This is a genomic window from Sphingomonas sp. Marseille-Q8236 (genome assembly GCF_965112005.1).
This window is the reverse complement of sequence record NZ_CBCOPO010000001.1, coordinates 752,501-765,150: the sequence shown is the minus strand read 5'-3', so window position 1 is coordinate 765,150 and position 12,650 is coordinate 752,501. Positions and strand designations below refer to the sequence as shown.

At 66.3% G+C, this 12,650-nt stretch carries 14 protein-coding genes (1 of these 14 cut by a window edge); 6 read left to right on the top strand and 8 right to left on the bottom strand.

Annotation, left to right across the window (positions count from 1 at the left end):
* Positions 1-114: 114 nt before the first annotated feature.
* The 5 genes from ppa to ACWPWT_RS03505 form a co-directional block, all read right to left on the bottom strand.
* Positions 115-693 carry an inorganic diphosphatase gene (gene ppa / locus ACWPWT_RS03525; RefSeq protein WP_454278592.1) on the bottom strand — a complete coding sequence of 193 codons (579 nt, stop codon included), beginning with the start codon at positions 691-693 and terminating at the stop codon, positions 115-117.
* 121 nt (positions 694-814) lie between these two features.
* Positions 815-2,740 carry a M61 family metallopeptidase gene (locus ACWPWT_RS03520; RefSeq protein WP_454278591.1) on the bottom strand — a complete coding sequence of 642 codons (1,926 nt, stop codon included), beginning with the start codon at positions 2,738-2,740 and terminating at the stop codon, positions 815-817.
* 102 nt (positions 2,741-2,842) lie between these two features.
* Positions 2,843-3,502: a DUF1345 domain-containing protein gene (locus tag ACWPWT_RS03515; RefSeq protein ID WP_454278590.1), complete on the bottom strand. Its 660-nt coding sequence runs from the start codon at positions 3,500-3,502 to the stop codon at positions 2,843-2,845.
* A gap of 45 nt (positions 3,503-3,547) precedes the next feature.
* Positions 3,548-3,955, bottom strand: a complete 408-nt coding sequence (locus ACWPWT_RS03510) for a hypothetical protein (protein WP_454278589.1) — start codon at positions 3,953-3,955, stop codon at positions 3,548-3,550.
* A gap of 176 nt (positions 3,956-4,131) precedes the next feature.
* On the bottom strand, positions 4,132-4,560 hold the full coding sequence (locus ACWPWT_RS03505; RefSeq protein ID WP_454278588.1) for a DUF3597 family protein: 429 nt from the start codon (positions 4,558-4,560) through the stop codon (positions 4,132-4,134).
* A 143-nt stretch (positions 4,561-4,703) separates the two neighbouring features.
* Here ACWPWT_RS03505 and ACWPWT_RS03500 point away from each other — a divergent pair, with 143 nt between their 5' ends.
* The 6 genes from ACWPWT_RS03500 (at position 4,704) to ACWPWT_RS03475 (ending at position 10,411) form a co-directional block, all read left to right on the top strand.
* Entirely contained in the window at positions 4,704-5,291 is a 588-nt protein-coding gene (locus ACWPWT_RS03500) for a DUF4142 domain-containing protein (RefSeq protein WP_261268252.1), read from the top strand.
* Between the two features lie 110 nt (positions 5,292-5,401).
* Positions 5,402-5,983 (top strand): cysteine hydrolase family protein, encoded by a 582-nt coding sequence (locus ACWPWT_RS03495; RefSeq protein ID WP_454278587.1) that lies wholly within the window; start codon positions 5,402-5,404, stop codon positions 5,981-5,983.
* A 48-nt stretch (positions 5,984-6,031) separates the two neighbouring features.
* A complete protein-coding gene (gene hisS / locus ACWPWT_RS03490) occupies positions 6,032-7,282 on the top strand; it encodes a histidine--tRNA ligase (protein ID WP_454278586.1) in 1,251 nt (416 codons plus the stop codon).
* Positions 7,279-8,352, top strand: coding sequence for a peptide chain release factor 1 (prfA, locus tag ACWPWT_RS03485; protein WP_261268249.1), 1,074 nt, complete (start codon positions 7,279-7,281; stop codon positions 8,350-8,352). Before hisS ends, prfA begins: the two co-directional genes overlap by 4 nt.
* A 147-nt stretch (positions 8,353-8,499) precedes the next feature.
* Entirely contained in the window at positions 8,500-9,309 is an 810-nt protein-coding gene (gene prmC, locus ACWPWT_RS03480) for a peptide chain release factor N(5)-glutamine methyltransferase (RefSeq protein WP_454278585.1), read from the top strand.
* A 265-nt stretch (positions 9,310-9,574) separates the two neighbouring features.
* A complete protein-coding gene (locus tag ACWPWT_RS03475; protein ID WP_454278584.1) occupies positions 9,575-10,411 on the top strand; it encodes a DUF4167 domain-containing protein in 837 nt (278 codons plus the stop codon).
* A gap of 87 nt (positions 10,412-10,498) precedes the next feature.
* Here the strand turns inward: ACWPWT_RS03475 and ACWPWT_RS03470 are convergent, their stop codons facing one another.
* The 3 genes from ACWPWT_RS03470 to ACWPWT_RS03460 all read right to left on the bottom strand — a co-directional run.
* Positions 10,499-10,774, bottom strand: coding sequence for a hypothetical protein (locus ACWPWT_RS03470; RefSeq protein WP_454278583.1), 276 nt, complete (start codon positions 10,772-10,774; stop codon positions 10,499-10,501).
* A 68-nt stretch (positions 10,775-10,842) separates the two neighbouring features.
* The gene (locus ACWPWT_RS03465) at positions 10,843-12,321 is read right to left on the bottom strand and encodes an oligosaccharide flippase family protein (RefSeq protein WP_454278582.1); all 1,479 of its coding nucleotides are present in this window, start codon (positions 12,319-12,321) and stop codon (positions 10,843-10,845) included.
* Positions 12,318-12,650: the 3' portion of a glycosyltransferase family 2 protein gene (locus tag ACWPWT_RS03460; protein WP_454278581.1), read on the bottom strand. Its footprint extends 81 nt past the window's final position; 333 of the gene's 414 nt are visible here — the last part of the coding sequence; the start codon falls outside the window, past its right edge; the stop codon is at positions 12,318-12,320. Before ACWPWT_RS03460 ends, ACWPWT_RS03465 begins: the two co-directional genes overlap by 4 nt.

Genomic DNA, 12,650 nt, shown 5'->3' with positions numbered 1-12,650 from the left:
GCTTCGCCTATCGATGCCGCAGCGAGCTACTCCCCGCTCCGTTCCGCGTGAGAGGCACAAAAAACGCCCCGGCGCTTTCGCACCGGGGCATTCTCTCAACCCATCAAGCTGAAATTAGGCGCGGCCGGGCACGTCGTGATCATGGGGCTCTTCGCCCTTCGCCTTGGCGTCGTCATAGCGATCGATCGCCTCGACGACGATGCGCCGGGCTTCGTCACGGTCGCCCCAGGTGCCGATGCGCACCCACTTCTTCTTCTCCAGGTCCTTGTAATGGGTGAAGAAGTGCTCGATCTGCTGGAACACGATCTCGGGAAGGTCGTCGCGACCGCCGACATTGGAATAATAAGGGAAGGTCGAGTCGACCGGCACGCAGACCAGCTTCTCGTCGCCGCCGGCTTCGTCTTCGAGGTTGAGCACCGCGATCGGACGCGCGCGGACGACGCAGCCCGGGATGAACGGCGTGCGCGACACGACGAGCGCGTCGAGCGGATCGCCATCGGGGCTCAGCGTGTGCGGCACGAAACCGTAATTGGCCGGATAGCGCATCGGCGTGTGCAGGATGCGGTCGACGAACAGCGCGCCCGACGCCTTGTCGAACTCATATTTCACGGGCTCGCCGCCGGTCGGCACTTCGATCACGACATTGATGTCGTCGGGCGGGCTCTTGCCGACGGGAATGAGGTCGATACGCATCGATCGGTCTTTCTTTGCCAATGAACCGGAAGAGTTCCGGTGGAAAATCAATGGCGGGTGCGATAGCGCAACCCGCCATAGGGTGTCGATAGAGGACGGTGACGCCGTCGTCAGGAAGACGTCAGCGTGCGGTCAGCAAACGATCGAGCCCGGTTTCGCCCGTCCCGACCTTTTGCAGACGCGGATAACGCGGCCCGCCGGTATAGTTGAGCGTCACTTCGCGGAAGCGATCTTGGTTCTTTATCACCAACTTGACCGGCTTGGCCGGATCCTTGGCAGCCAGGATCGCGGCCTTCAGGCGATCACCCGAATAGCTTTCGCCATTCACCGCCTGGATTTGCGTGCCGACATCGATCCCCGCCTGGAACGCCGGACTGTCCCAAATTGAACTGGTGACGTCGCCGCCGTTCGACACCGTCATGCCCAGCGAATAGGTGACATTGGTGCTGCCCTTTTCGCCCTGCTTGAAGGTCGCGGTCGGCTCGGCCGTGTAGACCAGCTTATAGCCGTTCATCGCAAAGCCGTTGATCGGCGCGGGCTTGCCCGTCTCGGTGATGCGCTGGCGCAGGAAACCCGCCCAGTCATAGGGCACGATGCCGTTCAGCGTGTCGGCGACATCCTGGAACGTATAGGTCACCTCGCCCCAGTCGCCGTTGCGGATACCGAAGAACGCCTTGGCGAAGTCGTCGATCGACTTGGTGCCGTTCGACTTCTGGCGGAGCATCGCATCGACCTCCATCCAGACCATCAGGCCTTCATTGTAATAATCCTCCGACCGCTGCCAGCTGGTCCAGCCCTTGGGCTTGCGCGACGAGATGATGGGGTCGTTGGTGGTGTCGAGCAGGTCGCGCCATTGCCGCGCGGGCGCGGTATCGTAGATGCCCAGGATCGAGGCATATTGGTCCAGCGTATCCTGCTTCGACACCAGCCCCGCGCGCGCCTGAAGCACATAGCCCCAGAATTGCGTCTGCCCCTCATAGACCCAGAGCAGCGAGTTGCGCATCGGGGTGCGGAAATCGGGCGTCCACAAATCGGCGCCGCGCCGGAACTTGCCGTCCCAGCTATGGGTGAACTCGTGCGGCAACAGGTTGCGGCGGCCCGGCCCCGAATCCCATTCGGTGAAATAGCCCGGCGTCACGCCATTTTCGGATGAGCGGTGATGCTCCAGCCCGATGCCGCCCAGCTGGTCGCTGATCGACAGCAGGAATTCGTAATGATCGTAATGCTGCGCGCCGAACGCCTTGACCGCCTGATCCACCAGACGCTGATGCGCGGCGATCTGCTCGGGCTTGGCGGCGAGTTCGGCGGGGTTGTCCGCAAAGACGTTCAGGTTCACGCGCGGGGTCAGCGGGAAGACCTTGCCGTACTTGCCCGCCAGCACCGGCGAATCGACCAGGATCTCGTAATTGGTCGTGTCATAGGTGTAGGTCGATCCCGACGCCTTGGCCGGAACCGCGCCCGCCGCCGTCCAGCCGGTCGGGAAGATCGCCGTCATCTGGATCGGAATCTGGCGCGTGTAATAACCGGCCGGATAGAGGCTGACCGAATTGGGTTGCAGCGAGATCATCGTCGGGGTGACCGCGATGCGGCCCTGATCGGGCTTGGTCGCCGACAGGAACTGGAATTCTAGGTCCAGCTGCTTCGCGCCTGCCGGCACATCGATATGGAAGGCGAAGACGTCGACCGGATCGCGCGTCCAGGGCAGGGTGCGGCCATTCGCCTTGATGACCAGGCCTGCCAGCTTTTCGATCTCGCCGCGCGGATTGTGCGCGCCGGGCAGCCATTTCGGGAAGAGCAGTGCCATCGGCCCCGCCTTCGCGACGGGGATCGTTTCCTTCACGCGGAAGATGCCGCGATCGGTATCGGTGGCGTCGACCACCAGCCTGATCGTGCCCGGATAGGGGGTGTCGACCGCATCGGGGATGGTGTTGACGAAGGGCAGGGGGGCCGCCGGGGCGGAATTGCCCGAGGGAACCTGGGCCAGCGAGACGGCGGCGGACGAAAGCAGGGACGCAACGATCAGCGAGCGAAACACGGGACGGATCATGAATAGCCTTTTGCGGCGAAAAGAGATGCGGGCAGGTTAGGCACCCGATAGGCCAGTCGTCCAGACCCTTTTGGCGGTCGCCTGGGTAGCGCAACCTGCAGCCTAACTCCCGCCGCCCAACACGTTGACGGTGAAGGCGACCACGCCGAGGTTGAAGATGAACGCCGCCAGGCACTGGCCCGTCACCACCCGCCGCATGCCGCGCGAGGTGATCGAGACGTCCGATGTCTGGAAGGTCATGCCCAGCGTCACCGAGAAATAGAGGAAATCCCAGTAATCGGGCTCCGGCGTGTCGGGAAATTGCAGGCCCCCAACATCCCCCTTCTCGCCCGCGCTATAGAAGAGATGCGCATAATGCAGCGCATAGACGATGTTCGAGAACAGCCAGGCGAGGATCAGCGTGCCGACGACCAGCGCGATGGTGACGACGCTGTTCCGCCCGCGCAATTCGCCGCCGACCGCGACGAGAATGACGAACAGCACCACGCCGCAAAAGACCAGCAGGACCGCGCGATTGGCGTCGTTTCGCGCCGCCCGCCGCCGCATCCGCGCCGCCTCTCCCTGCCGCAGCAACGGTATCAACGACGCCAGGAACAGGAACGCCGCCAGATCGAACCCGGCCAGGATGCCGCGCGTCAGCCCCAGCGTCGGGATCAGCAGCGCCCCTGAAAGGAGGAGGATCAGCGCGAAGGCCACGAAGCGCGGCGGCGCGATGCGGTCGCCGATATGGGTCTTCAGGCGCTGCCAGCGGGTGGTGGTCATGGACGCCTTTTTAGGCGCGCCGGGACAGGCTTGGCTATGGCCGGGTCAAGAGGACCAGGCCAGATGCAAAGTGTAATCCGGCAGGTGAAAACCGGCGCTGTCCCAACTCATCAAGATTTGAGCGGGGACCATGGGCAGGCCCGAGATCAGTAGCATAAGGAAGGCCCGCTTGCGTCCCCGATCCGTCAGGCGCTCCCATAGCCATCCCGACGCTAGATATAGAGGAATCGCGGCCAGCCAGCCCCACGCCACGCCGATCGCCATCGACATGCGGTCATGCACGATGCTGCCGGACCATAAGGCGGACAGGCACCATCCCAGTCCGAAATAGCTCCCCCAGATCACATTGCTCCCCCACTGCCCCAGCCAGAGGCCGAACAACAGGGTCGGCAGAACCGAGCAGGCGATCATGGGCAGGGCCACGAAGCAACACCGGAATGCCGTCTTGTCCACGAAGATCGCCCTGCCTTTGCTGCCGACCCCATGGGGCATGGCGGGCAGGATCGGGCAAGGCCTGTTCGGCGGCGTGCGGGGGGATGGATGGAATGAAGACAGACCCTGCATCGGCCATGCACAGATGGCCCATATCGGAGAGGAAGCGGGGCGCCCGCCCCCTCCCCGCGACGAACTTAGTTGCGCAGGCTGTCCGGTACGATGCCGCCATTTTCGGCCAGCTTGGCCATTACCGCCTTGTGAAGCGCGATATTCTGTTCGGCCGAGCCATCCTCGGCGGCGTGCACGCCGAGTTCGTCGGCCAGTTCCTTGCGCGCGGCCAGGCTGGAATCCAGGTCAAGCAGCTTGAGCAGATCGACGATCGAGCTTTGGTAATTGCCGCCGCCATTCTTCATCGACGCCATCTCGGCGAGCACCGCGCCGACGTCGACCGATTGCGGCGCAGATGGCGCGGCGGGCGTCGCCTCCGCCACCGGAGCAGGGGCGGGGGCCGGCTGCTGCGGAGCGGCCTGGGTCGTGGTGGGCGCGGGGGCCGGTGCCGCATTGGCGGGCTTCGCGCCGCCATGATGGAAGATCTTGCCCAGAATATTGCCGAAGATGCTCATAACGCAGACTCCCTCATCGATTTGCCCAGCGGCATTGCCAGGCTCCAACGATGCGATCGGCATTCGGGTCCGATGGGCGACGGAACGTCCCGCGTCACGGCGCGCTTAGACGCCTAGTCGAATAATCTTAGGAGCTTAATGGCATGAGCATTCGCGCAACCGCCCTTGGTGCCGCCGCCCTGCTGGCCCTTGCGGGCTGTAACCGCAGCGAGCCGCAGGCGCAGAGCAACGCCGCCACCGACATGACGGTCGACAACGGCATGACCGAGGCCTCGCCCAATTCGGGCGCCACGGCGGCCGCGCTTCCCGCCGCCCAGGTCTTCGCCAATGCGGCGGCGGCAAGCGACGCCTTCGAGATCGAGACGTCCAGACTGGCCCTGACCAACGGCGCCTCGGCATCGGTCAAGTCCTATGCGCGCAAGATGATCGAGGCACATACCGCCTCGACCGCCAAGCTGAAGACCGCGGCGGGTTCGGCCACCCCGGCGATCACCCCCGATCCCGCGTTGAACGCCGAGCAGCAGGCGAAGCTGGACCAATTGAAGGGGCTGAACGGCACCGCGTTCGACCAGGCCTATATCGCCGAGCAGACCGCCGGGCATCAGCAGACGCTCGACACGCTCAAGGCCTATGCCGCGACCGGCGACTCCGCGCCGCTCAAGACCTTCGCGACCGGCTTGATCCCGACGGTCACCGCGCATCTGAACATGGCCAAGGGCCTGAACGCCTGACGCCGACCCAGCCCCCTCTCCGCCTTGGGCGGGGTGGGGGCTGGGGCCATCCATCGCGGCGACTGAGATGGATCAACGCCGGACCGATCCGTTCATGGCATCTTGCCGCCATGGCCGATTCCGCCCCCCATTCCGCCGCGCTGATCATCATCGACATGATCAACGATCTTGATTTCGAGGGCGGCGAGCAATTGCGCGAACCCGCCGAGGCCGCCGCCCGGCGGATCACCGCGCTCCGCGACGAGGCGGATGCGGCGGAGGTGCCGGTCATCTATGTCAACGACAATTTCGGCCATTGGCATTCGGAGCGCTCCTCGATCGTGGAGCATTGCGACCGCAAGGACAGTCCGGGCCGCGCGCTGATCGCCGCGCTGCGTCCGCGCGACCGGGACTATTTTGTCGTAAAGCCCCAGTTTTCGGGTTTCTATGCGACCAACCTGCCGGTGTTGCTGCCGCAACTGGGGGTGAGCCGGGTGATCCTGACCGGGGTGGCGGCGGACATTTGCGTGCTATTCACCGCCGCCGATGCGCATATGCGCGAATATGAGCTGTGGGTACCCGGCGACACGGTGGCGAGCGAGAGCGACTCGCACCGTCGCTGGGCGCTGGAGATCATGCGGCACAGCATGTGCGCAGAAACCCGCACGACCGACAGGCTGGCACTTTCCGATTGGCTGGCCAAGGAGGCGTGATCGCACTCTAGCGCCGGGGCGCTCGCTCCCCTAGATACCGCCACCTCTATGGCACGGATCGAAACCCCCAAGCGCGTGCGCGGCACGCAGGACATCTTCGGCGACGAGCAGCGCCGCTTTGCGCATGTGCTGCGGACGTTCGAGCATGTCCACGCCCTCTACGCCTTTCAGCGGCTCGACCTGCCGGTGTTCGAGGATACGCAGGTCTTCGCCCGCTCGATCGGCGAGACGACCGACGTCGTGTCGAAGGAGATGTACACCTTCCCCGATCGCGGCGGCGACATGCTGACGCTGAGGCCCGAATTCACTGCGGGGATCGCGCGCGCCTATCTGACCGAGGGGTGGCAGCAATATGCGCCGCTCAAGCTCGTCACCTCGGGGCCGGTCTTCCGCTATGAGCGCCCGCAAAAGGGGCGGTATCGCCAGTTCCACCAGATCGACGCCGAGATCCTCGGCGCGGCCGAACCGGCGGCGGATGTCGAATTGCTGGTCATGGCCGACCAGTTGCTGCGCGAACTGGGCATATCCGAGGGCGTGACGCTCCAGCTCAACACGCTGGGCGATGCCGCGACGCGCGACGCCTGGCGCGACGCGCTGGTCGCACATTTCGAGGCGCACCGGGATCAGTTGTCCGAGGACAGTCTGGTGCGGCTGGAGAAGAACCCGCTGCGCATCCTCGATTCGAAGGACCCGCGCGACGGGCCGATCGCCGATGCCGCGCCGGATATCGATGCCTATCTGACGCCCGAAGCGCGCGCCTTTTTCGACGCGGTGACGGCGGGGCTGGATGCGGCGGGCGTCGCCTGGACGCGCAATGCGCGGCTGGTGCGTGGCCTGGATTATTATCGCCACACCGCATTCGAGTTCGTCACCGACCGGCTGGGCGCGCAAGGCACCGTGCTGGCGGGCGGCCGCTATGACGGGCTGATCGAGTCGCTGGGCGGCCCCGCCACGGCGGGCGTGGGCTGGGCGGCGGGTGTCGAGCGGCTGGCGATGCTGCTCGACGAGCCTGCCAAGCCGACCATCGATGCGGTCGTCGTGCCGATGGGCGCGGCGGCGGAGCTGCGCGCGACCGGCCTGGTCGCCGAGTTGCGGCGGGCCGGGCTGTCGGTCGATATGGCCTATAAGGGTAATATGAAGCGCCGGATGCAGAAGGCCGACGCCCAAGGCGCTCGCCACGCGATCATCCTGGGCGACGACGAACTGGCGGCGGGCGTCGCAGGCGTCAAGCTGCTCGCCGACGGCACCCAGACCCAGGTACCGCTGGCCGAGTTGGCGGGAGCGCTGGCGCAGGCATGAAGACCATCTCCGCCGAACGCATCGCGCAGATCGAGGCGCGACGCGACGAACTGCAGGCGATGATGGCCACCGGCGACCTGCCCTCGGACCGTTTCGTCGCGGTGTCGAAGGAATATGCCGAGCTGGAACCGGTCGCCAATGCCGCCGCCGAAGTGCGCCGGTTGCGGCAGGAGGCCGACAGCCTGGCCTTCATGGCGCAGGATGGCGACGACGAGTTGCGCGAGATGGCGGCGGAGGAACTCCACGCCAACCGCAATGCGTTGGCCGAGGCGGATCGGCATCTGGCGCTCGCCCTGCTCCCCCGCGACGCCGCCGACGAGCGTGCGGCGATGCTCGAAATCCGCGCCGGAACGGGCGGCGACGAGGCGGCCCTGTTCGCGGGTGACCTGTTCCGCATGTATCAGCGCTATGCCGAGCGGCAGGGCTGGCGGGTCGAACTGATCTCCGCCTCGGTGCCCGACACGGGTGGTTACAAGGAAGTCGTCGCCTCGGTCGCCGGGGCGGGCGTTTTCGCCAAGCTGAAATTCGAATCCGGCGTCCACCGGGTTCAGCGCGTGCCCGTCACCGAATCGGGGGGGCGGATCCACACCTCGGCGGCGACCGTCGCGGTGCTGCCCGAAGCGGAGGAGGTCGACCTCCAGATCGACGACAAGGATTTGCGCATCGACATCTACCGCTCGTCGGGCGCGGGTGGGCAGCATGTCAACACGACCGACTCGGCGATCCGCATCACGCACATTCCGACCGGCCTGGTCGTGATCCAGCAGGACGAGCGCTCGCAGCACAAGAACCGCGCCAAGGCGATGAAGGTGCTGCGGACCCGCCTGTACGAAGCCGAGCGCGAACGGCTGGCGGCGGAGCGGGCGGGGACGCGCCGATCGATGGTCGGCTCGGGTGACCGATCGGAGCGGATCCGCACCTATAATTTCCCGCAAGGCCGGGTGACCGATCACCGGATCAACCTGACCCTCCATCGCCTGCCCGAAATCCTGGAAGGCGAACTGGACGAACTGATCGGCGCGCTGCTGGCGGAGGATGAGGCCGAACGGCTCGCCGCGCTCGATGGGTGAGGGGGGTATCACCCTCACTGCCGACACGCGCCACCCCGGCGAAGGCCGGGGTTCAGGCGCCACGCCCTTCGAGGCGCGCCGTGACCTTCGCTTGCGAGCCGGCTGCGACTGGACCCCGGCCTTCGCCGGGGTGGTAGGTTTGGTGTAGTGGACGTCCGTACCGCGCTCTCCCAAGCCGCAGCGCGTTTCGCCTTTTCTCCCACCGCGCGGCTCGATGCCGAACTGCTGCTCGCCCATGCGCTGGGGATCGAGCGCAATGCCCTGCTGCTCGACCTGACCCGGCCCGCACCCGACGGCTTCTGGCCGCTGGTCGAGCGCCGCGCCGCACAGGAACCCGTCGCCTATATCACCGGCGTCCGCGGTTTCTGGACCTTGGACCTGATGGTCGGCCCTGGCGCGCTGATCCCTCGCGCCGATAGCGAGACGCTGATCACCGCGGCCCTGGCGCATTTCGGGGATCGCCCGCCCGCCACGCTGCTCGACCTCGGCACCGGACCGGGGACGCTGCTGCTCGCCTTGCTCGACGAATGGCCGGGGGCGAGGGGGCTGGGCGTCGACCGCTCGGCCGAGGCGCTGGGCTATGCGGTCGCCAATGCCTCCGCCTGCGGCATGGCCGATCGCGCGCGCTTCGTGCGCGGCGACTGGGCGAGCGCCTTGAGCGGGCCGTTCGACTGCATCGTCACCAACCCCCCTTATATCGGAACGGCGGAGCCCTTGTCCGCCGAGGTACGCGATTACGAACCCGGCGCCGCCTTGTTTGCCGGGCCGGACGGGCTGGCCGATTACCGGCGGCTCGCCCCCGAACTGCGCCGCCTGCTGGCGCCCGGCGGCGCGGCGGTGGTGGAGATCGGGCATGAACAAGCCGATGCCGTCACCTCGCTTCTGGAGGCGCAGGGATTCGCCGTGACGCTCCACCGCGATCTGGGCGGGCGGCCGCGTGCCCTATTGGCACATTGAACAATCGCGATGATGCCCCATATTTCGCTTGAAGGACATAGGTCCGACCCGCTAGAGCGGGCACAGGGGCACGCGAACATTCGGCACTCTCACCGTTTTTCGGGGTCGTTTGATTTCGGGCCGATGCCCATACCCTTCGTCATGCAGTCGCTGCTGTCCGGCGGCCGTGGCAAGCGCCCCCTGGGCGCCAGAGCTTCGCATCGCGCGGGACGCGCGGTGCCGGGAAAAGTGGACCTTGTTGGTTTGACGACTAAGGACGAACAGCTTGATCAATAATCGGCAGGCCGGCCGCCGTCGCGGTCGTGGTGGCGGCAATAGTGGTGGGCAGCGTCCGGGTGGCAATCCCGGCCGTTCCGACAATGGCAATCGCATCGACAACCGCGCGCGCGGCAACGCCAATCAGTTGTACGAAAAGTACAAGAATCTGGCGACCGAGGCGCAGCGTCAGGGCGACCGGGTCAACACCGAATATTATTGGCAGTTTGCCGATCACTATTTCCGGGTGTTGAGCGAAAGCCGCTCGCGCTTCGAGGAGCAGAATCAGCGTCGCCAGCGCGAGGATTCGCGCGACGACCAGTATGACGACGGCTTCGAAAATGAATCCGAGGATTATGGCGACGAGGGCGATCCCATTCGCCCCGGCGAACAGCAGGGCGAGGCCGAGCAGCCGCGTCGCGAGCGCCAGGTCCGCGACAGTCAGCCCCGCGAAATTCAACAGCGCGAAACCCAACAGCGCGAGCCTCAACAGCGCGAAGATCGCCCTCGTCGCGACCGTGACGAGCGCCCGCGCCGTGAAGCGCGTGACGATCGTCGCCCGGCCCGCGTCGAACAGCCGGTCATGACCGAAGAGGCACAACCGGTGGTCGCCGCCGAGGCTCCCGCGCCCCAGGTCGAGGAGGAAGCGCCCCGTCGTCGCGGTCGTCCGCGTCGCGAGCGCCCGGTCGAGGTTCAGGAAAGCGCCGAGCCTGCCGGCTTCGACGCCGACCGTCTGCCGCCCGCGCTCAGCCCGGCACCCGAGGCCGAGGCTCCCGTCGAGGAAAAGCCGCGTCGCCGTCGGGTCCGCGCGGCCGCTCCGATCGAGCCGGAAGCGGCGGCGGGCTGATCCGCCCACCCGGGCGCCATGCCCGTTCGGAACCGCAAAGGGCCGGTCTTCGCATCATGCGGGGACCGGCCCTTTCTCGTTCGGGGATCAGCGCCGGTAGACATCCTCGTCATGGCCTGACCCGGAGCTGAGGAAGACCAGCCCCATCAGCGCACCGGTCAGCAAGACCATGCCTCCAATTCCGCCGATCACCCCCAATATCGTCACCCCGTTGAGGGGGCCATGGACATGGGCCAGCACGGCCAGCGAAAAGCCGACCGCAACGGCGGCGGCCAGCGTCATCCACGCCATGATGCGACGGAACCGTGCCCAAGCGAAAGCCGCCTGCTCCGGATCGTCGAGACCGGGTGGGGGAGGGCTCATGCCCCGACTATGGCTGCGGTGCGCGGTCGGAACAAGCCGCTCCCATGGCGACCCCCGCGGCGATGGGGTCAGGTGGGTCGCCGGGTGGGGCGTATCGGTATCCTAGCCCAGATGCCCTGTGCGATCGCGTTGATCTCCAGCCGGATCGGGTGGCGCAACGCATAGATCACCGCCAGCCATGCGAGCACCCCCGCGATAGCGGACAGACACAGCAGCCCCAGCCCGACCGTCTCGGGCGCGGCGACCCAGCAATAGACTGCGAGCAACGGCGCCACCGTCGCCAGCGTCGCGCTCAGGCTTTGCGCATAGACGATCAGCATTCCGCGCCACCGGAATTGGGTCAGTGGTCGCATCAGCCCGGCATAGAGGATGAACCAGATCGCGCCATACAGGATGCGCGATGCCGCCGCCCATTCCAGGCCGATCGACGCGCCGAGCACCAGCAGCCCGATCGAGGCAATCGTGTCCAGCGCATTGACCAGCACCAGCCGCCGGATACGGCCGAGCAGGATCGGCAGTTCGAAATGCAACGGGATGGCGGCGAAGAAGAGCTGCCCGATCGCGATCCAGCTCAATAGCGGCGCGACCCCGGCCCAGCGGGGGCCGTAAAGCAGCAGCACGATCGGCGTCGCGGCGGTCGCCAGAAACGCCATGGCGGGCCAGGTCGCCCCGCTATAGGCGGCGACCACGCGCTGATAGGGCGCGGCCAGTTCGGCCCCCGCATCGCGCAACCGGGCAAAGGCGGGGTAGAAGACGCCGTCGACCGCCCCGCTGACCAGCATCTGCAACTGCGCACCCAGGCTGGAGCCACGGCTGAACAGCCCGACGGCGGTCAGGCCCAGAACGCGCCCGACGACCAGATCGGGGCTGCGTGAGCTGATCGCGTCGCTGATATAGAGGAGCGAACTGTTGGATCCGAAGCGCAGGATCGGGCCAATTCCCTTCAGGCTGGGCGGAAAGGGCGGGCGGATACCCGAGCGCCACTGGCCGATCAGCGCACGCGCGACCTGCTGTCCCACCGCGGCCCAGGCCAGCGCAAAGGCCGAGAATCCGGCCCAGGCCAACCCCAGCGACAGCGCCGCGTTGACCACCGCCGCGCCGACGCTGACCATGAACATCGAATAATAGTCCATCCTTCGTTGCAGCATCGCACTGGGCACGATGCCGAAGGGGACGATCAGATAGGAGCTGGCGATGATCACCAGCAACGGCGTCAACCGCGCATTGTCATAGAACCGCGCGACCGGCCAGGCGAGCGCGAGGATCAACAGGCCGATACCGAAGGCGAAGATCACCGAGACGGAGAAACAGGTCCGGATCTGCTCTTCGGTCAGATCGCGCTCCCCCGCGACGAAACGCCGGATGCCGAAATCCTGCAACGCCGACACCATCAGCGCGGCGGACAGGGCGATCGAGTAGAGCCCCATCTCCGGCGGAGACAGGAAGAAGCGGGAGATGAGCACGCTGACGATGAACTGGACTGCGAAGGCGATATATTGCGCGCCGATCGACCAAAGCGCCGCGCCGCGCACCGATGCACCGCTCATCGCCCGGTCTCCCGATCGGCCATGCCCTCGGTACGCGCCAGCCTATGGCACCGTGATATCCGGGTGGCCCAAGATCGCAGGAGTACCCGCCGCATCATGACCGCAGAATGGCAGAGTGGATATCGTAGGGCGAGCGTCTCCATCAGCGCGCTATGATCGCCACGTCCGACCTGGGTGATCCGGTTCAAGCTGGCGATCCATCTGCTCTTGGCCTGCCGGATTACCCGAATGCCCCGGTCGAGCAGGGCATAGCGCTCGATGATGGCGGACGAGCCATCAGTCGAACGGCCCTCGACGATCGCCAGCTCGAAGTCGCCGAAGCTTTGCGC